Source organism: Dermatophilus congolensis (assembly GCF_900447215.1).
Lineage (GTDB): Bacteria > Actinomycetota > Actinomycetes > Actinomycetales > Dermatophilaceae > Dermatophilus > Dermatophilus congolensis_A.
This window is the reverse complement of sequence record NZ_UFYA01000001.1, coordinates 1653081-1670722: the sequence shown is the minus strand read 5'-3', so window position 1 is coordinate 1670722 and position 17642 is coordinate 1653081. Positions and strand designations below refer to the sequence as shown.

The window sequence follows — 17642 nt, the reverse complement described above, 5'->3', positions numbered from 1 at the left end:
GGGTTGGTGTATGCAGCCGAACCCCACTCCCACGAGTGTGACAGTGCGGGTCCCAGCCAAGATCAATCTGGAGTTGATTGTGGGGCCGCGCCGCGATGACGGGTACCACGATTTATCGACTACGTTTCATGCCGTTGGGGTGTTTGACGAGGTCACACTGATCGATGCCGATGAATGGTCAGTGGAGGTAAGAGGACCGTATGCCCAGCTGGTAGGTGAGCCGGCGGACAATCTTGCGCTGCGGGCTGCGCAGCGGGTTGCTGAGTATGCCGAGGTGGAAGCAGCCTGCCGCATCGTTATCGACAAGCGTATCCCCGTGGCTGCGGGGATGGCTGGCGGATCCGCGGATGCGGCCGCTGCCCTCATCGGTGCGAATGCGCTGTGGTGCTGCGGTCTTGAAGATGAGGCTCTGCACATCCTTGCGGCGGAGTTAGGCAGTGACGTTAACTTCGCACTTGTTGGCGGGACAGCGATCGGGTCCGGGCGGGGCGAGAACGTTGTCCCGGTGCTCAGCGAGGGCAGCTACGAGTGGGTTTTCGTGGTCAGCCAGGAGGGGCTTTCGACACCGTCGGTGTTCGGCGAGCTTGACCGTATTCGCGGTGACCGGCAGATTCCTGCGCCAGCGCCTTCAGAGGCGCTCGCGGCTGCGTTGCGTGCGGGAGATGCGGACGCTTTGGCGGCTGCGGTGCATAACGATATGGAAGAAGCTGCGCTTTCTTTACGGCCTGATTTGGCTGGTGTTATTGATGCGGGGCGTCAGGCTGGCGCGCTCGTTGGTTTTGTTTCTGGGTCTGGTCCCACGGTTGTGTTCCTTGCCCGTGATCTTGGGCATGCGCGTGAGCTTACCCATGCCCTTACTTCCGCTGGTGTTGGGGCTGAGGTGCTGCGCGCATCTGGCCCGGTTCACGGCGCCCATCTCATTGCAGGAGAGTGAAACTCGCACACATGAATCAGCCTTCGAATCTTGTTTCGGTGGAGAAAGCATCTGTCACGCTTGGTCTTCAGGTGCTTCTCGATGATGTTTCTCTGGGGATTCTTGATGGGGATCGCATCGGGGTGGTGGGGCGCAATGGTGGCGGTAAATCGACATTGATGCGGGTCATTGCTGGCAAGCTTGCTGTTGACTCTGGTCGTATTACGCGCAACAACGACTTGACTGTTGGGATGCTTGATCAGGCTGATGTTCTGGACCCTCAGGCCACGGTCCGTGATGTTGTTCTTGGTGACTTGCCTGAGCATGAGTGGGCCAGCAGCGGGCGTATCCGGGATGTGCTTGTAGGGCTGTTGGGTGGTTTGGATGCGGCAGCCATGGGTGGGTGGGATGCCGTGGTGGGGCCGATGTCTGGTGGTGAGCGGCGCAGGTTGGCGCTTGCGCGTCTTCTTGTCGCGGATCCGGATTTGTTGCTGTTGGATGAGCCGACTAACCACCTTGATGTGGAGGGTGTGGCCTGGCTGGCTAATCATCTTGCGGTGCATCGTCCTCGTTCGGGGTCGGCATTGGTTGTGGTGACACACGATCGCTGGTTCCTTGATGCGGTGAGCACGATGACGTGGGAGGTGGTGGGTGGTCATGTCGATATTTATGAGGGTGGTTATGCGGCTTTTGTGTTGAGTAAGGCTGAGCGGGAGCGGGCGGCTGCGGTGGCTGCCCAGAAACGTGACAACCTGCTGCGTAAGGAACTTGCTTGGTTGAGGCGGGGCGCCCCTGCCCGTACGAGCAAGCCGAAGTTTCGGCTTGATGCGGCTTCGGAGTTGATTGCTGATGAGCCGCCGCCTCGTGATGAGGTGAAGTTGACGCGTTTTGCTACTACGCGTCTGGGTAAAGACGTGGTTGATCTGGAGAACGCCTCGTTGGGGTTTGGTGGTCGCCCGATTCTGGATAACGTCACGTGGCGGTTAGCGCCGGGGGCGCGTATCGGCATTGTTGGGGTTAATGGTGCGGGTAAGTCCACGTTGATGCGTGTGGTCAGTGGGGATGTGCCGCTTGATGGCGGTAAGCGTAAGCAGGGTAAGACGGTGGTGTTCGGGTATCTCAGCCAGGAGGTACGTGAGCTGGATCGGTTAGCTGATGCGCGTGTGGTTGAGGCTGTTGCTGAGGTGCGGCAGTACATCCGGTTGGGTGATAAGGAGATCAGCGCTAGTCAGCTTGCGCAGCGGCTTGGGTTTAGTCCTACGCGGCAGCGTGATCGGGTGGGGGAGCTGTCTGGTGGTGAGCGGCGGCGGTTGCAGTTGACGCGCTTGTTGATGACGGATCCGAATGTTCTGATTCTTGATGAGCCGACGAATGATCTGGATATCGAGACGTTGACCAGTTTGGAAGATCTCCTTGATGGGTGGGTCGGGATGCTTCTTGTGGTGAGCCATGACCGGTATTTGTTGGAGCGGGTTACCGACAGTCAGGTGGCGCTGTACGGCGATGGAAAGATCAGGGATTTGCCTGGTGGTGTGGAGGAGTATCTGCGTCGTCGGGAGGAGATGGAGCGTTCTGGGGCTGGGCGTGCGCAGCGTGCGGCTGTTCCGGTTGAGGTGGCGGAGGCTGTTCCTGCGGTTTCGGGTGCGCAAGCGCGGGAGATCCGTAAGGAAATGAGCAAGATTGAGCGTCGTTTGGGGCGTATTGCGCAGGAGAAGGAAAAGATTCACGCCCAGATGGCGGTGAAGGCTACCGATATGGGGGCGTTGGGTGAGCTCGCGTCAGCGCTGCGTGTGTTGGAGGACGAGGAGTTGAGTTTGGAGGACCGGTGGTTGGAGGTTTCTGAGTTGGTGCAGTGAGGATGTTGTGTGGCGGCTGTCTGGGTGGGGTGGCCGCCGCACGTGAGTGGGTTAGTCGAAGCTGAGCAGCATGTGGCGTAGGTGGTTGATGAGTTCGTTGCGTTCGGTGTTGCCCAGTGCGGCTAGGAGGTCGTTTTCGCGGTCGATGAGGGCGGTGAGGGTGTTTTCGGCTGCGTTTTTGCCGGCGGTGGTCAGGCGGATGCGCATGCTTCGGCCGTCGTGAGGGTCGCGGTGGCGGGTGACGAGTCCGCGTTTTTCTAGTCGGGCGATGCGGTTTGTCATGGTGCCGCTGGTGGAAAGGGTGTCGTGGACGAGTTCTCCCGGGGACATTTCAAAGGGGGATCCTGCGCGGCGTAGTGCGGAGAGGACGTCGAATTCCCAAGGTTCGAGGTTGTTGGCTTCGAATGCGCTGCGGCGCGCGAATTCTAGGTGTCGGCTTAAGCGTGAGATTCGTGAGAGGACGTGCAAAGGGGTGGCGTCGAGGTTGGGTAGTTCTCGTTCCCATGCTGCGACGATGCGGTCGACTTCGTCGTAGTGGGCAGATGGGGGGTCTTGGGGGGTCACGATTGGTGGTCCGTGGTGTCGGGGGTGCGTCGGTGTTCTCGGACGTGGACGGTCAAGGTGGGGTCGGGTTCGAGTCCGGTCATGCCGTTCCAGGCAAGGTTGATGATGTGGGTGGCGACGTCTTCTTTTTTGAATTTTCCGTTGTCGAGCCACCATTGGCCTGTGAGGGCAACCATGCCGACGAGCATTTGGGCGTACATGGGGGCCATGCGGGGGTCTAGACTTGCGGAGCGGAATTTTGCTGCGAGGAGATGTTCGACTTGGCTGGCGACATCGGAGATGAGTGAGGCGAAGGATCCGGTGGATTGTCCGGTGGGGGAGTCGCGGACGAGGATGCGGAACCCGTCGGTTGAGGTATCGATGTAGTCGAGCAGGGCCAGGGCAGCGAGTTCGATGAGGGCGCGGGAACCCATGTCGGGGGTGGTGAGGGCGGTGGTGATGGCGTCGAGGAGGGCGCGGATTTCTCGGTCGACGACGACGGCGTAAAGTCCTTCTTTTCCGCCGAAGTGTTCGTAGACGACAGGTTTGCTGACGTTTGCGCGAGAAGCAATTTCTTCGACTGTGGTGCCTTCGAATCCGTGGTCGGCGAAGAGGGCGCGACCGATGCCGATGAGCTGTTCACGGCGTTCTTTGCCGGTCATGCGGTTACGGAAGGGGCGTGTGGGGCGTTCAGGAGGCACGGATCTTATTGTGCCAATTTGCTGGTGATGCGTGGTCCTTGACGAGCCGTGGTGCCCATGTTGGTTCGCGCATGCTCAGATGTGGCGTAGGCTAGGGGCGGTTTCACACGAGACCGCTCCCCGGTTGGTCTGCTGGTAGGGCCCGCCTGACTTTGAATCAGGACAAGCGACGTAGGTTCGATTCCTACCCGGGGAACCATTTATTGCGCATTAACTTCTGTTCTTCTGGAATGGTTGTGTTTCCGCCGGTGACGTGTATGTGCGTCAGCGGTATTCGTCTCTGCGAAGTTATTTATTTTCACTGAATCAGGCGACGCGAAATATGTGTTATCCGTACTCGCTTGTTGGGTGTGGTGCGTTTTCCTCGGTAGTTTCACTTGTATGACCGATAAAGAAAATCCGCCATCAGCTGATGCCCCGGATCCCGTCGGCGAAGATAAAGGCCAGTTCGTGGGGCCGACGACGAGTGCTATGCAGGAACTCGCCACAATTCTCTCGAGCGACCGTGAATTAACACCAGAAGACCTGCGTGAAAAGCCGGTCGAGCTTGAGTCTGAGCGTGCTGATGCACCAATTGACTACAGCGTGATCATCCCTGCCTCGGTGCTTATTGCGATCGTGGTTGCGTGGGGTTTGTTGTCAGGTGATACGTTCTCGGCTGCTGCGAAGGTTGCGTTTTCTTGGGTTCTAGACAACCTGGGATGGGCCTTCTCGTGTTCTTCGGCACGGTGTTCGTGGCTTTCGTGCTCACCATTGCCTTTGGGCGTTTCGGTAACATTCGTCTTGGGTCGATGGATGAACAGCCGGAATTCCGCACGAGTTCATGGATCGCGATGATGTTCGCGGCGGGTATGGGTATCGGTCTGATGTTCTACGGAGCTTCTGAACCGTTGTCTTTCTATCGCGATGGCGTCCCAGGGCACGCTAAGCAAGAGGTCGGGACCGCTATGGCCACGGCGATGTTCCACTGGACGCTGCATCCGTGGGCGGTCTACGCGATTGTTGGTTTGGCCATCGCTTACTCCACGTACCGAGTGGGGCGTAAGCAGCTCATCTCAGCGGCTTTTACTCCGCTAGTGGGGGAGAAGCACGCAAACGGGCTGTTTGGTCGCTGCATCGACATTCTGTCGATCTTTGCGACGGTGTTCGGTACTGCTTGTTCGCTTGGATTGGGAGCATTGCAGATTCGTGCTGGTCTTGAGGCCTCAGGGTTGGTTCACAACCCGGGTAATGGCCTCATTGTCACGATCGTGGCGATTCTCACTTTGGCGTTCATGATGTCTGCGTTTTCCGGCGTGGGGCGGGGGATTCAAATCCTCTCGAACATCAACATGATTCTTGCTGCTGTGCTTGCCCTCTTTGTTTTCGCTTTTGGGCCGACAGTGACCCAACTCAACTTGCTGCCAGGGTCGATTGGTTCGTATTTGAGCCAATTTTTCGAGATGGCAAGTCGAACAGCAGCTTCTGCAAATGGCACCGCCGGTAAATGGCTGTCCTCGTGGTCAATCTTTTACTGGGCGTGGTGGATTAGCTGGTCACCTTTCGTTGGTATGTTCCTTGCGCGTATTTCGCGTGGTCGAACCATTAAAGAGTTCTGCTTGGGTGTGATGCTTGTTCCTGCGGGACTTTCAACAGTCTGGTTCGCGATTTTTGGTGGCACAGCCATCGTCATGGAGCAGACCGGAAAGTCGATCTACGGCGATGGGAATGCTGAGCAGCAGTTGTTCAATCTTCTGCACCAGTTCCCTGGGGGTACTGCGGCTGGGTTTGTTGCGATTTTGCTGCTTGCCACGTTCTTCATCACGTCGGCTGATTCTGCGTCCACAGTGATGGGGTCGATGTCCCAGAACGGTCGTGGCGATGCATCGCCCTGGCTTTCTGCACTGTGGGGCCTGCTCACTGCATTGGTTGGAATCACCTTGCTTCTTGCTGGTGGTGACGATGCGCTTAACAGCGTGCAGAGCGTCACGATTGTGGCCTCGACCCCCTTCCTGTTTGTGATCGTGGGGTTGATGTTCGCGATTGTTAAGGGACTTCAGCGCGATGTGATTTATCTGGATCTGCGTGAGCGTGAGCGGTTTGGACGTCAGCTTGCTCTGGAGCGGCGTCTACACCGTGAAGCGGACGAGCGTGAGGAACGCCGTCGCCGCGCTAAGCAAAAGCAGCAGCAGCGCCGTAGTCGCTGATGTGACTGGCGTCTGAGTGGGGTCTTGCATGGTGTATGCAGGGCCCCACTGGCGTGTCACAGGTGCCCACGCATTTGTGAACGAATTTCTTAGTGTTCGCTCGCGATATTTCGCTGTCGGAAGTCGTGTGGAGGTTCTCAGGACACCGCAGACACGTACGGACGAGTATTGTTGCGATCGGATCACGGCCGCAGCAGATCGCTCGATGCGTGCACGGTCGTGGACGCTATATGCGTGCAGCGTTGATCTTTTGCTCGCTATGGCACTGCCCACAAGCCGCTTCAGCCTCCCGGAGACGAACTGATCGTGACCATCCACCGGCCCGCCGCTGTTGTTGTCCTCGCTGCGGGCGAGGGCACCCGTATGAAGTCCGCAGTCCCCAAGGTCTTGCATGCCATCGGTGGGCGTACGCTCCTCGGTCACGCGATTAAGGCAGCTGAGGGGCTTGAACCTGAGCATCTTGCTGTAGTTGTTCGCCACAAGCGTGAGCTTGTGGCTGCGCACGTATCGCAGGTGGCTCCGCAGGCTGTTGTTGCTGATCAGGATGAGGTTAAAGGCACCGGTCGGGCCGCTGAATGCGGTCTGGAAAAACTTCCGGCTGACCTATCAGGCACAGTCGTTGTCACCTACGGGGATGTGCCGATGCTGGCCAGCGAAACCCTCGCTGCGCTCGTTGCTGAGCATGAGACGAACGGTAACGGCGTCACGGTGATGACAGCTCATGTTCCTGACCCGCACGGTTATGGACGGATTCTGCGTGATGAGACCGGGGCTGTCACCGGCATCGTCGAGCAAAAAGATGCCACCGCTGAGCAAGCACTCATCACGGAAATCAACTCCGGCATTTATGCCTTTGACGGTGAGCTATTGCGCTCTGCTTTGAGTCAGGTAGGCACAGATAACGCGCAAGGCGAGAAATACCTCACCGACGTGCTCGCCATTGCCAGGGACCGTGGTCGTCGCGTCGCAGCCCATGTCATTGATGATTTGTGGCAGACCGAAGGGGTCAACGACCGGGTGCAGCTCGCACGCATGGGTGCAGAGCTCAACCGACGTGTCTGCGAAAAGTGGATGCGTCAGGGCGTGACCATCATTGACCCCGCCAGCACATGGATCGATGTTGATGTCGTTATCGGCGTGGACACGATCATTCGCCCGAATGTGCAACTGCTAGGGGAAACAACCATCGGGGCAGATGCAACCGTCGGTCCAGAAGCAACCATCAGTGACTCGGCAGTCGGTGACGGTACCCACGTGCGCCGTTGCGAGATCGACGCTGCCACCATTGGTTCTGCCGTGACAGTTGGGCCTTATGTCCAGATTCGTGCAGGCAGTGACATCCCGGACGGCACAGCCATCACTTCTTTCACCACCCACCCACACATCACAGATCAGCAGGAGAATTGTCGATGAACGCGATGACGCGTCCCAACCAGAAAAACCTGTTGGTGATGTCGGGGCGATCTCACCCCGAGCTCGCTGAAGAGATTGCTGACTGCCTGGACATCGATCTCGTGCCAACTACCGCGTACGAGTTCGCCAACTCGGAAATCTACGTTCGGTTTGATGAGTCAGTCCGTGGCTCGGATGCTTTTGTTGTGCAGAGCCACACCGCTCCTATCAACAAATGGATCATGGAGCACCTCATCATGATCGATGCGTTGAAGCGCGCTTCGGCTAAACGCATCACTGCGGTGGTGCCGTTCTATGGCTACGCCCGTCAAGACAAGAAGCACCGTGGCCGTGAACCTATTTCGGCTCGTCTGATGGCAGACCTGTTTAAAGCTGCGGGTGCTGACCGCCTTATTTGTGTTGATTTGCACACCGCGCAGACGCAGGGTTTCTTCAATGGTCCGGTCGACCACCTGCAGGCTATGCCGATGCTGTCTGACTATGTTTTTGAGCGTTACGGGCACGAGAACCTTGCGATTGTCAGCCCCGATGCTGGGCGTATCAAGGTTGCTGAACAGTGGAGTAAGAAGCTCGGTGGTGCACCGTTGGCGTTCATTCACAAAACACGCGACATCACGCGCCCGAACCAGTCACATGCCAACCGCGTTGTTGGTGAGGTTGAGGGACGTCTGTGCATTCTTGTCGATGACATGATCGATTCCGGTGGCACGATCTGTCAGGCCGCTGCGGTGCTGATGGAGCACGGCGCGGCGGGTGTGGTTATTGCTGCTACACATGGTATTTTCTCGGACCCGGCCATTGAACGTCTCAAGGCGAGCGTGGCACGCGAGGTGATTGTGACCAACACCTTGCCCATTCCTGCAGAACGTCGTTTCGACAAGCTCACAGTGTTGTCTATTGCGCCGCTGGTCAGCCAAGCTATCCGTGAAGTTTTTGAGGATGGGTCAGTTACCAGCCTGTTTGAGGTAGAGGGCTGAGAACCCCTAAACTCGTGTAGTTACCTCGGCGAGGGCCGCTGGTGACGTGCAGCTCCGATCTCCCACCGTCCACCCAACACATTGGGCAGAACGGCGCGGGATCGGAGAGGTGCGTCCTGGCTGGCCGTTATCGACGCGGTGTCCCTGCTGTATGTGTGGACTTTCCCGTGTCTTGTCGAGATCTGTCCATCATTGACCACAGTCAGGAGACACCATGTCCGACAGCATTCGTATTGAGGCTGAAGCTCGCAGCCAGTTCGGTAAAGGCGCTGCCCGTTCCATCCGTCGTGCTAGCAAAATCCCCGCCGTGATCTACGGCGGCGGCGAAGCCCCGGTGCACGTTGTCCTCCCCGGGCACGACACCATGATGGCCACCAAGACCGCTAACGCTTTGTTGACCGTTGTGCTTGACGGCCAGGAGCACCTCTGCCTGGTCAAGGACATCCAGCGTTTCCCGATCCGTCCCGAGATCGTTCACGTTGACCTCGTTCGCGTAAAGAAGGGTGAGAAGGTTTCCGTTGACGTGTCCATCACTGTCACCGGTGAAGCTGCACCGGAGACCTACGTTGACCTTGACGCCAACACCCTCACCGTTCTCGCTCCGGCCACGGACATCCCCGAAAACGTGGAGATCGACGTGACTGACGCTGCCGTTGGCACCCAGATCTTCGCTAAGGACATCAAGCTTCCCGCAGGCGTTGAGCTTGAGACCGACGCTGAGACCCTCGTTGTCAACGTCACCGCTGCCACCACCGCTGAGCAGCTCGAGGCCGAGCTCGAAGAGGCCGAAGCCGAAGCTGGTATCGAGAAAGACGAGCCCGAAGCCGCTGAGGACGACAAGCAGGAGTGACCCTGTTGTCAGCGTTCTAGCGTGCATGCGCTTCATATCGAGCGCGGGGGTGAGGCACCAAGGTGCTTCACCCCCGCGCTTTCTTTCTCTCAGAGGTGGGCCCGTAGCCTGTGAGAATGGACGCTTTTCTTGTGGTGGGACTCGGTAATCCGGGTACGCAATATGCCGGCAATCGGCACAATGCCGGTGCAATGGTGATAGCAGAATTAGCTGCGCGTTCGCACGCGAACCTCAAGCGGCACAAAGCTCGTGCGCATGTGGCGGATGTGCGTTTAGGGGTGGCGGCAGGTGGAGCACCGGGGCCTAAGGCTGTTTTGGGTCAACCAATGTCATTTATGAACCTCTCGGGTGGGCCAGTCAGTGCCTTGCTGCAGTACTACTCCATCCCGCTTGAGCACTTGATCGTCGTGCATGACGAACTGGATATTCCTTTCGGTGACGTGCGCATCAAAAAGGGTGGGGGAGAGGGGGGACACAATGGCTTGCGATCTATTAGTGCTGCGGTAGGTAGTAAGGATTACGTGCGTGTGCGAGTAGGTGTGGGGCGCCCTCCAGGCAGGCAGGATCCGGCTGACTATGTTCTGAAGAACTTCAGTTCTTCAGAACAAGTTGAGGCAGAAGTCATGGTTGCGCGTGCTGCAGATGCCGTGGAAATGCTCGCTGAACGCGGAGTTGTAGCAACTCAGCAGGTTTTTCACGCCGCTTCGTAACGCAGGTCCTCGGCATCTGAGCAAGGTGTCGAGGATCAGTAATTTGTATGGATGCTTTATCTGCTCGCGGAGAGTCTGCTGCGCGAAACTCAAGAATTCTGCAAAGGTGGCACAAGAGTAGGCAATTGAGTTGCCGAGGAGATTACCGTGGAAGTGGTAGCCGAATTCTTTCAACAGGGACACGGCCCCACACCGCATGAGAAAATTGGCGCTACAAAGCTCTGGGGGAGCAATGGTCGATGATGCGATATCGCACTATCGGCCTGCGGGGCTGTCAGGGGAGACGCACATGACGTCGGGGGCAGTGTCGGATCGTGTGCGCACAGCTGTGTGCCTATTTTTCGAACCCAGTTCCTCAACATGTGGAGAGAACAAGAAGTGACTGTCGAGAACCGATCAACCAGGGGGTGGCATCGGTCCGGTCGCCGGACTTCGGCGAAGGCCGAGGGCGAGACCGCTCGCCTCGTACTGCGCGACGAATCCGACATCCCGTTTGCGCCGTCTTTAGGCCCGGTTAATACCCCCGCACATGCTCCCGGTGGCGAGTGGGCTCGTGCGTATTTATTGCGCTTGGTTGCAGGTGACTTCGTGATTGGTGCTGCTGGCGCAGTGGCAGCATCGGTCACGCGGTTTGGCTCGGAAGTCACAACTGGCTATTGGATGGCGACTGTTGCGATTCCGTTCGTATGGGTACTCGCATTGGTGATGGCAAACGCATACGAGCGGCGGTTCCTCGGGGTGAGTACCGAAGAGTATCGGTCGGTGGGGCGCGCCACGGTCGGCTTGCTGTCGGTGCTGGCAATCGGTGCATTCGCGAGCAACTATCCATTGGCACGCATGTGGGTTTTCCTTATGTTGCCGCTGTTGTTTGCTGGTGGATTAGCTGCTCGTTGGGTGATGCGTCGTTGGCTTGTACGTCATCGACGCGTTGGTGAACTGATGCAGCGCACGATTGTTGTGGGGCGCGCTGACGCTGCAGCTAATCTCATTCGCTCTATTAAATCTGAGCCGGGGCAAGGACTTCGGCCGGTTGCAGTATGTGCTACTGGATTCGACGCTGAGTGGGACACGACAACTTCATTGGAAGGTGTCCCGGTGATGGGGCGTCCACGTGATGCACTTGCTGCTGCTGATTTGTATGACGCTGAGGTGGTGGTAGTGGCAAGCCACCCAGATTTGGCTGGAAAATCCTTGCGGCGGTTGGCGTGGGCACTGGAAGAACGCGGCATTGAGCTGATTGTCTCGCCTGGATTGCTCGATGTTGCTGGCCCGCGTTTGTCTATCCGGCCCTCGACAAACCTTTCCTTGCTTCATATTGAACGTCCGGCGGCTGCGCGACGCTCAGCAATTCTTAAAGGGCTTATGGACTGCAGTTTGGCGGCTCTTTTGCTGTTCCTGCTGTCTCCGTTGATGGTTGCGATTGCGGTTGCGATCAAAGTCAGTGACCCTGGGCCGGTGTTTTTCCGGCAACAGCGAGTGGGAGTGCGGGGCAAGTTCTTTTGGATTTTCAAATTCCGCACGATGGTCGTCGATGCTGAGAAACGGCTCGAAGCCCTGGAAGCGCGTAGCGACGGCAATGGTGTGCTGTTCAAGATGAAGGATGACCCTCGCATCACGAAGATTGGTCATTTCCTTCGCCGATACTCCCTTGATGAGTTACCGCAGCTCATTAACGTTCTTATTGGCGATATGTCGCTGGTAGGGCCGCGGCCGCCATTGGCTCGCGAGGTAGAGCAGTATGAACCCGATGCGTTGCGACGACTGCATGTTAAGCCTGGAATGACAGGGTTGTGGCAGGTAAGCGGCCGTTCTGACCTGTCTTGGGAAGAGTCATTGCGGCTTGATCTTCGGTACGTCGATAACTGGTCACCGATGGGTGACTTGCATATCTTGTTCCGCACCTTTTCAGCGGTGTTTACCAGCAGCGGCGCTTACTAGCTTGGTGGCAGGAGCTTCTGTGCGCTTGTAGCCGCGTTAGCGGCGTGGTTCGGGCGGCACGAGGCATCCTGTATGTCGTCGGTTGTGGTCACGGCGTGGTGACAGGTACTCGGCGGTCTATCCCGGTTGCCCTGGTTTTTAAGCAGCCAGCTATTGTGCTGCTACTTCGTGGAACAAGCATGTTCTGATGAAGACATGGCTGCATTCTGTGGGTCCGGATTGATGTGAATGCATGACATGTATCTCAGATGTCACGACGATTCGATGTGGGTGGGGTCCACCTGCGCAACCTTGGCAGGTTGAGCTGCCTGCGGATGCGGAATACGAATGCCTCTGCGGGGTAGAAACATTCCTTATATGGGTGTCGCCGTGGATCTCTGCAGGCTTTGCGTTCACGCATCGATGGCGGACTAGATCGCGTCAGAGCTGAACCAACAGCAACGGATAGATACATTGCAATATTTAAATATGTGTGTCAGGCTGGAAAGGCAACACGGAATGAAGCACATCGATCGTGCCGCGGACTTATTCAAAGCACTCGGTCACCAGGCAAGACTCCACATCATGGTCGTCCTCCTGGAAAAGCCCCGCTCCGTCGGGGAAATTACCGAGGCAGTAGATCTGTCCCAGCCGATGGCCTCACAGCACCTGCGCACCCTGCGAGAAGCGGGTCTCGTCACAGCCGCGCGAGAGGGGCGCGAGGTGATCTATTCCGTGAGCGATGAACATATCGGGCATGTCCTTGCCGACGCGCTCGAGCACGTCCAAGAAGAGTGATCACCCCCACCAGGAGGCAGCCATGACCGACGACCAGAAGCACCAGGTTCACCACACCATCGCCGAGCACAAGCACGGTGAAGACTGCGGCCACGAAGCCGTCAAACACGACGACCACGTGGACTACCTTCACGACGGCCACAAGCACGCCGAGCACGAAGACCACTACGACGAGCACTGAGAACAGTCTCATCCGTAAAAGATGTGGCCTTTCTCGTAGATACGAGAAAGGCCACATCTTTGTGCGTACACCGCGTTCAATCCGCGTCAAGCACACCCAAACTCGCAGCCAACAAAAACACCATTGACTCCGACTCCGAACACGTGCCAGCACCCACCGCACGATCAAACCGATCAACAACCCCATCGGTATTAAGCAATGCATCCGGACACTGCGTCACCAAACGACGCATATGCGCAGTCGCCTCAGCATCACGTAACACAAACGAGGCATCCACTCGGAAAGCAGACTTTGGGAAACCCAACCCAGCTATCGCGGGGCGCTGCACCGCAAGACGACGCAACAAAGATCGAACCGGCAGCTTCCCATCTCGGATTGACACAAACGAAGCTGGATCCCGACGCAACGCATACCGCGCAACCGGTGTCGCCAAATACGCAGGGCGAAGCTCCACACCCTCCTCCATCCAGGCGTGATCACCCTGGACACTTAAAAGATACGAGCCAAGCAAATCCCGCAGATCAATCTGACGACGATCCTCTAACCCAAAACCCTCCGGCAACGCGGCAGCAGCATCAAAAGCCGTCCGCAACTGCGGGGCAAACAACTCCGCCACCGGTTTCATAATGTCAGCGCGACGACTACCCGCACTGCTCGACAGTGCGATCACTGCACGCCAATATGACCTCGCCCAGCGCGGACCACGATCGCCACCAAACTCAGGCTCACCAAACTCATCCCACGGCAAGCGTTTCGGATCACCAAAAGCACCCGCCCGAGCAGCCAAGATGCGGTAAGAGTCGTAGCCTGCGAACAACTCATCAGCACCCTCACCAGAAAGCACCCCGCGGATACCCTCACTTGCCGCCCTACGAGCCAAACTCATCATGCCTATCGGGCCCATCCGCACCAACGGAACCCGACGAGTACGCACATACTCCTCAAGCAATGTCACCGCAGCACGAGGACGCAGCATGTGATGAACCAGGTCGTAGCCAATAGCCTCGGCAACCTCGACCTGGCGGCCGCGCACAACCTCATCGCCCTCCAAGAACAAAGCCAACCCAGTACGCGCCCCCTCATCATGAGCAAGCGTGGCAATGATCGTGGAGTCAATACCACCGGAAATAAGCGCCACGATCTCACTCGTGGACCTCATCCGAGCAGCCACCGAATTCCGCATCAATTGCTCAAATTCAGCAAGATCAGCCTCAGACAAAGGCGAAGCATCAAGTTCCTGCCCCTGAGCAGTCACCGCCTCATGCACTGCCCCGATACGCGCCGAAGGCACAGCTGCCGCACGGTGATCAGCCCACATCCACCGACGCACAGGCGCATCACCCTGCAACTGCACAACCTGCCCCGGCATCACCTGATCAACACCAGCGAACGGAGTACGACCATGCGTCGGCGCCCAATCATGAAGAATCGAAGCAACCCCCGACACATCCAAACCATCTACACCACCGGAAAAGCCGCCAGAAATCTCTGACAACGCCTCCAGAGCAGATGCCAAGTACGTCGCACCATCCCGCCGCATCACATACAACGGCGAAATCCCAAACCGGTCCCGCAACGCCAACACCGGAGCGCCAGCCCCCACTCGTACCACAGCCGCGAACTGGCCATCAATACGCCGAGCGAACTCCGGACCCTCAGCTCGAATCCCCGCCAGCAACACCTCGATCTCACTGGCGCCAGGCAGTCCAAGCACATCCTGCAACTCAGACAAGTTAAACAACTCACCATTAAAAACAGCCATCCCGCCGTCTTCAGTGAGCAACGGCTGCTGCGATGCGCCCTCCTCCCAGTGGATCAAACGCGTGCTCACAGCAGCCAGGCCGCCCTCGACGTGACGTGCCGTCGTGTCCGGACCCCGGCGCGACAACGCTGCATCAACACCAGGGCTTGGAACCACTTCAGCAGCCGCGTCGCGGACGGCCAATGCAAAACCGCACATACGTCAGAGCCGCTCGTAAGCAGCCTTCATGACCTCCAAATTACGGAAGTCTGTGGCCTGCGCCTGCTCAAGAGCCTCTTCGTCCACGCCCGCATCTGCGAACGTCTCCAAAATCACCACAATGGACAACGAATCGAGCAAGCCATCCTCAGCAAGATCACTCGAGTCACGAACAGCCTGCTCATCGTGTGCATAAAAAACGTTGTCCATGAGGTCGGCCTCGACCTCGCTCCAGGGCTTCTTCTCGCTCATCAATCAATCACTTTCTTTTACGCAAACCGAAAACATCGATCAAAACCCCCAGAGCCAGAACCCAGCCCTAGGGAAAACTCAGCCGATCAGGAGTGATCCCACACCCGACTACGAATCTGCAGGTAACGCAACGAAGCACGCAGTCCCACAGCAGCCTGACGCAGTGAAGCCACCGACCACCCCGGCAACTCGTCCACCAACGGCTGCAACGACGCATCATCAGCCAAATCCGCATCAGACATGGTCACAACAGCTGTCAAAACCCCAGCCGGCAGCGCGTAGTAGTAATCCTCCTGAGACTGCTCCAACGCGTACGTATCCGTCGTGGGAGTGCGGTCAATAATTGACTGCGGCACACCCAACTCACGCGCCAGCTCGTACACCTCTTCCTTCGTGCAGTCACCAATCGCGCAAATATCGGCAGCGTCGTCCCCGTACTTGACCACAAAACCACTACGCAGCTCATCACCATTACTGGCACCAACAACCGCATAGTTGAGCCGCTCAGCCTCCGCATACGCAAACAACATACGAGTACGCTGCTTACGGTTCTGATACGCAATAATCGCGCGCAAATCATCCGCGCTCATCCGCAGCGTCTTCTCCGCCTTACCATTACGCGGACCAATCACCACCTGGTAAACCAAAGCACCCAGACGGCGCGCCATCGTCGGCGAGGCATTCACCGCATATGCCTGCGTCTGCGGGTCATAATCCGGCTCATACTTGCGGATAATGTCCGCGACCTCATCCTGACTGAACTGCGCCTCAATCGTCTCAGCGATAGAACGCTCAATAAGCTCCACCCCCGCGCTCTGCGCAGCCTCCTGCACATACCGCTTCGTCTCTGGGCCAGTTGCACGATCTGGCAGATACAACGCCTTCACCCGATCTGCACCCAAAGCCCGCGCAGCCAAATGCAGCACTGTGCTGGAATCCACTCCACCAGACAACTGCACCAGGGCACCCTTTTTACTCATCTCACCGAGCTGCCCCACGATCCAGTCGAGGCGATCCTGCAGATTGGAACTCACTTGCCACTCTCCTTGAGCGTCAGTTCGCGAACGAACCTGATATCGAACAAGCCCGCAAGCTTGCCGAATTCGGAATGAAGAGCGCGACGGATCGGACCCGCCCGCTCAGGAGTCTCAGGACCAGGAACAATCTCGACGACAGGAATGTCATCTCCTGAAGCCGTGCCCGGCCTGCTACGAATTTTCAGAACCAGCGGCTGCGCCACCGCAGTGACAATCTCAGACACCCGCCGAAGATCCACCTTTGTCCCCGCCACATTCAAAACCGAATCGGCCCGCCCTGCATGCCGCACCGACCCATCTGCAGCCACCACCGCCACATCCGAAGTCACCACCTCTTCAGCGCCAGGACCAGCAACCACCGACCTATACGGCGCTCGCAGAACCCTATCCATCGCGAACTTGCTCGCGACCACCAAGCGCCCTACCTCGCCAGCATCCTCGTGCTCTTTAAAAGCCACGCGCATTCTCACGCCCGGCAACGCCGAGCCCACCATGCCCTCAACAAAATCAGCAGGGTTGCCTTCCCACATAGAAATCCGTGGCCCCATCTCGGCCTGCCCATACATATTGGTCAGCCGCATTCGCGGAAAATGCTCCGCAAGGCGGGCCACGCTTGTCCCTGAAATGCGACCACCAGCAACAAAAACTCGCGTTACACGCTGCGGATCCACATCTGCCGAAAGTAACAACGGCATGTGCTGAGGCAGTGCATAAATCGCGATGTCTCGCACCTGATCCGGTACCTCAGCGTCAGCCTGCGCTACCGCATCCTTCAGGCCAGGGAGTCCCCACGTCGCATCTGTGAATGTCACCGGAACGCCAGAGACCAAATGCGAATCAACGATTGACAGGCCGTAAGCGAACCGTGGCGGAGGCAAGGCCACGTAAATCTGTGAATCACTCAAAGCTAAAGAAGAAGCGATCGTGCGGGCATGCTCAATGAGAGTTTCCTTCTTGTACACCACGCAAGAGGGGGAGCCCGTTGAACCGGATGTGTGAAACGCCACCAGAGACTCCAGGGGTGGCAATGCCTGCTCGCCCTTTTCAGGTGAGCCCACCGTCGAATCTAAGTGCTGCTGATGAGAAGAAAGATCTGTAATAAAAAGGGGTTTTTGAGATTGGCTTCGCAGGCAGTTCGTCACGCGTTCTAGCCCCTCGTAAGCCTCAATAGGGCGCACCAAAACCGAGCCGCCTGTGGTGAATTCGCGGGCATAGTTGGATAGCGCCATCGATATTTCCGCCTCAGTGTGGCGTACCGGTGTAGCCGTATCTTCCCGCATGAGTCCCATGATGTTCCCCCCAGAAAAGCAACGGGTTGCGTTCCGTTGTTCCTTCAACTGTATCCACT

At 57.6% G+C, this 17642-nt stretch carries 17 protein-coding genes and 1 tRNA gene; 12 read left to right on the top strand and 6 right to left on the bottom strand.

Annotated features, from left to right (window positions below):
• The first annotated feature begins 10 nt into the window (after positions 1 to 10).
• Both DXZ77_RS07355 and DXZ77_RS07350 read left to right on the top strand, forming a co-directional pair.
• The gene (locus tag DXZ77_RS07355) at positions 11 to 934 is read left to right on the top strand and encodes a 4-(cytidine 5'-diphospho)-2-C-methyl-D-erythritol kinase (RefSeq protein ID WP_115031076.1); all 924 of its coding nucleotides are present in this window, start codon (positions 11 to 13) and stop codon (positions 932 to 934) included.
• Between the two features lie 11 nt (positions 935 to 945).
• Positions 946 to 2769, top strand: coding sequence for an ABC-F family ATP-binding cassette domain-containing protein (locus tag DXZ77_RS07350; RefSeq protein WP_115032727.1), 1824 nt, complete (start codon positions 946 to 948; stop codon positions 2767 to 2769).
• Between the two features lie 51 nt (positions 2770 to 2820).
• Here the strand turns inward: DXZ77_RS07350 and DXZ77_RS07345 are convergent, their stop codons facing one another.
• A complete protein-coding gene (locus DXZ77_RS07345; RefSeq protein WP_115031074.1) occupies positions 2821 to 3333 on the bottom strand; it encodes a MarR family winged helix-turn-helix transcriptional regulator in 513 nt (170 codons plus the stop codon).
• Complete coding sequence (locus DXZ77_RS07340) at positions 3330 to 3974, bottom strand: TetR/AcrR family transcriptional regulator (RefSeq protein WP_115032725.1); 645 nt, start codon at positions 3972 to 3974, stop codon at positions 3330 to 3332. Before DXZ77_RS07340 ends, DXZ77_RS07345 begins: the two co-directional genes overlap by 4 nt.
• 156 nt (positions 3975 to 4130) lie before the next feature.
• Here DXZ77_RS07340 and DXZ77_RS07335 point away from each other — a divergent pair.
• The 10 genes from DXZ77_RS07335 to DXZ77_RS07295 all read left to right on the top strand — a co-directional run bounded on the left by DXZ77_RS07335 (position 4131) and on the right by DXZ77_RS07295 (position 13045).
• Positions 4131 to 4212, top strand: a tRNA-Gln gene (locus tag DXZ77_RS07335).
• Positions 4213 to 4394: 182 nt separating this feature from the next.
• Positions 4395 to 4850: a hypothetical protein gene (locus DXZ77_RS12595; RefSeq protein ID WP_306747319.1), complete on the top strand. Its 456-nt coding sequence runs from the start codon at positions 4395 to 4397 to the stop codon at positions 4848 to 4850.
• Positions 4742 to 6199 carry a BCCT family transporter gene (locus DXZ77_RS07330; protein ID WP_306747305.1) on the top strand — a complete coding sequence of 486 codons (1458 nt, stop codon included), beginning with the start codon at positions 4742 to 4744 and terminating at the stop codon, positions 6197 to 6199. The genes DXZ77_RS12595 and DXZ77_RS07330 overlap by 109 nt, the downstream gene beginning before the upstream one ends.
• Before the next feature lie 306 nt (positions 6200 to 6505).
• Positions 6506 to 7612, top strand: a complete 1107-nt coding sequence (gene glmU, locus DXZ77_RS07325) for a bifunctional UDP-N-acetylglucosamine diphosphorylase/glucosamine-1-phosphate N-acetyltransferase GlmU (RefSeq protein WP_115031072.1) — start codon at positions 6506 to 6508, stop codon at positions 7610 to 7612.
• Positions 7609 to 8589, top strand: coding sequence for a ribose-phosphate diphosphokinase (locus DXZ77_RS07320; RefSeq protein ID WP_115031070.1), 981 nt, complete (start codon positions 7609 to 7611; stop codon positions 8587 to 8589). The genes glmU and DXZ77_RS07320 overlap by 4 nt, the downstream gene beginning before the upstream one ends.
• A gap of 214 nt (positions 8590 to 8803) precedes the next feature.
• A complete protein-coding gene (locus DXZ77_RS07315) occupies positions 8804 to 9439 on the top strand; it encodes a 50S ribosomal protein L25/general stress protein Ctc (RefSeq protein WP_028326650.1) in 636 nt (211 codons plus the stop codon).
• A gap of 116 nt (positions 9440 to 9555) precedes the next feature.
• Positions 9556 to 10149, top strand: coding sequence for an aminoacyl-tRNA hydrolase (gene pth, locus DXZ77_RS07310; protein ID WP_115031068.1), 594 nt, complete (start codon positions 9556 to 9558; stop codon positions 10147 to 10149).
• 378 nt (positions 10150 to 10527) lie between these two features.
• Positions 10528 to 12087: a sugar transferase gene (locus tag DXZ77_RS07305; RefSeq protein ID WP_258553193.1), complete on the top strand. Its 1560-nt coding sequence runs from the start codon at positions 10528 to 10530 to the stop codon at positions 12085 to 12087.
• A 498-nt stretch (positions 12088 to 12585) separates the two neighbouring features.
• Entirely contained in the window at positions 12586 to 12864 is a 279-nt protein-coding gene (locus tag DXZ77_RS07300; protein WP_034400434.1) for an ArsR/SmtB family transcription factor, read from the top strand.
• A 22-nt stretch (positions 12865 to 12886) separates the two neighbouring features.
• Positions 12887 to 13045 (top strand): zinc transporter permease, encoded by a 159-nt coding sequence (locus tag DXZ77_RS07295; RefSeq protein ID WP_115031066.1) that lies wholly within the window; start codon positions 12887 to 12889, stop codon positions 13043 to 13045.
• A 76-nt stretch (positions 13046 to 13121) separates the two neighbouring features.
• On the opposite strand, the gene DXZ77_RS07290 is transcribed toward DXZ77_RS07295, so the two are convergent.
• From DXZ77_RS07290 to DXZ77_RS07275, 4 genes are all read right to left on the bottom strand, one after another.
• On the bottom strand, positions 13122 to 15005 hold the full coding sequence (locus DXZ77_RS07290) for an asparagine synthase-related protein (RefSeq protein ID WP_115031064.1): 1884 nt from the start codon (positions 15003 to 15005) through the stop codon (positions 13122 to 13124).
• Positions 15006 to 15008: 3 nt separating this feature from the next.
• Positions 15009 to 15257 (bottom strand): hypothetical protein, encoded by a 249-nt coding sequence (locus DXZ77_RS07285; protein WP_034400432.1) that lies wholly within the window; start codon positions 15255 to 15257, stop codon positions 15009 to 15011.
• Between the two features lie 86 nt (positions 15258 to 15343).
• Entirely contained in the window at positions 15344 to 16291 is a 948-nt protein-coding gene (nadE, locus tag DXZ77_RS07280; RefSeq protein ID WP_258553190.1) for an NAD(+) synthase, read from the bottom strand.
• Positions 16288 to 17574 (bottom strand): AMP-binding protein, encoded by a 1287-nt coding sequence (locus tag DXZ77_RS07275; protein ID WP_181816062.1) that lies wholly within the window; start codon positions 17572 to 17574, stop codon positions 16288 to 16290. Before DXZ77_RS07275 ends, nadE begins: the two co-directional genes overlap by 4 nt.
• Positions 17575 to 17642: the final 68 nt, after the last annotated feature.

Excerpts from the sequence above, each read along its gene's own strand:
- DXZ77_RS07315 (WP_028326650.1), top strand. The coding sequence starts at position 8,804 with ATGTCCGACAGCATTCGTATTGAGGCTGAAGCTCGCAGCCAGTTCGGT.
- DXZ77_RS07355 (WP_115031076.1), top strand. The coding sequence starts at position 11 with ATGCAGCCGAACCCCACTCCCACGAGTGTGACAGTGCGGGTCCCAGCC.
- DXZ77_RS07350 (WP_115032727.1), top strand. The coding sequence starts at position 946 with ATGAATCAGCCTTCGAATCTTGTTTCGGTGGAGAAAGCATCTGTCACG.
- DXZ77_RS07320 (WP_115031070.1), top strand. The coding sequence starts at position 7,609 with ATGAACGCGATGACGCGTCCCAACCAGAAAAACCTGTTGGTGATGTCG.
- DXZ77_RS12595 (WP_306747319.1), top strand. The coding sequence starts at position 4,395 with ATGACCGATAAAGAAAATCCGCCATCAGCTGATGCCCCGGATCCCGTC.
- DXZ77_RS07275 (WP_181816062.1), bottom strand. The coding sequence starts at position 17,574 with ATGCGGGAAGATACGGCTACACCGGTACGCCACACTGAGGCGGAAATA.
- DXZ77_RS07295 (WP_115031066.1), top strand. The coding sequence starts at position 12,887 with ATGACCGACGACCAGAAGCACCAGGTTCACCACACCATCGCCGAGCAC.
- DXZ77_RS07290 (WP_115031064.1), bottom strand. The coding sequence starts at position 15,005 with ATGTGCGGTTTTGCATTGGCCGTCCGCGACGCGGCTGCTGAAGTGGTT.
- DXZ77_RS07340 (WP_115032725.1), bottom strand. The coding sequence starts at position 3,974 with ATGACCGGCAAAGAACGCCGTGAACAGCTCATCGGCATCGGTCGCGCC.
- pth (WP_115031068.1), top strand. The coding sequence starts at position 9,556 with ATGGACGCTTTTCTTGTGGTGGGACTCGGTAATCCGGGTACGCAATAT.
- DXZ77_RS07285 (WP_034400432.1), bottom strand. The coding sequence starts at position 15,257 with ATGAGCGAGAAGAAGCCCTGGAGCGAGGTCGAGGCCGACCTCATGGAC.
- DXZ77_RS07300 (WP_034400434.1), top strand. The coding sequence starts at position 12,586 with ATGAAGCACATCGATCGTGCCGCGGACTTATTCAAAGCACTCGGTCAC.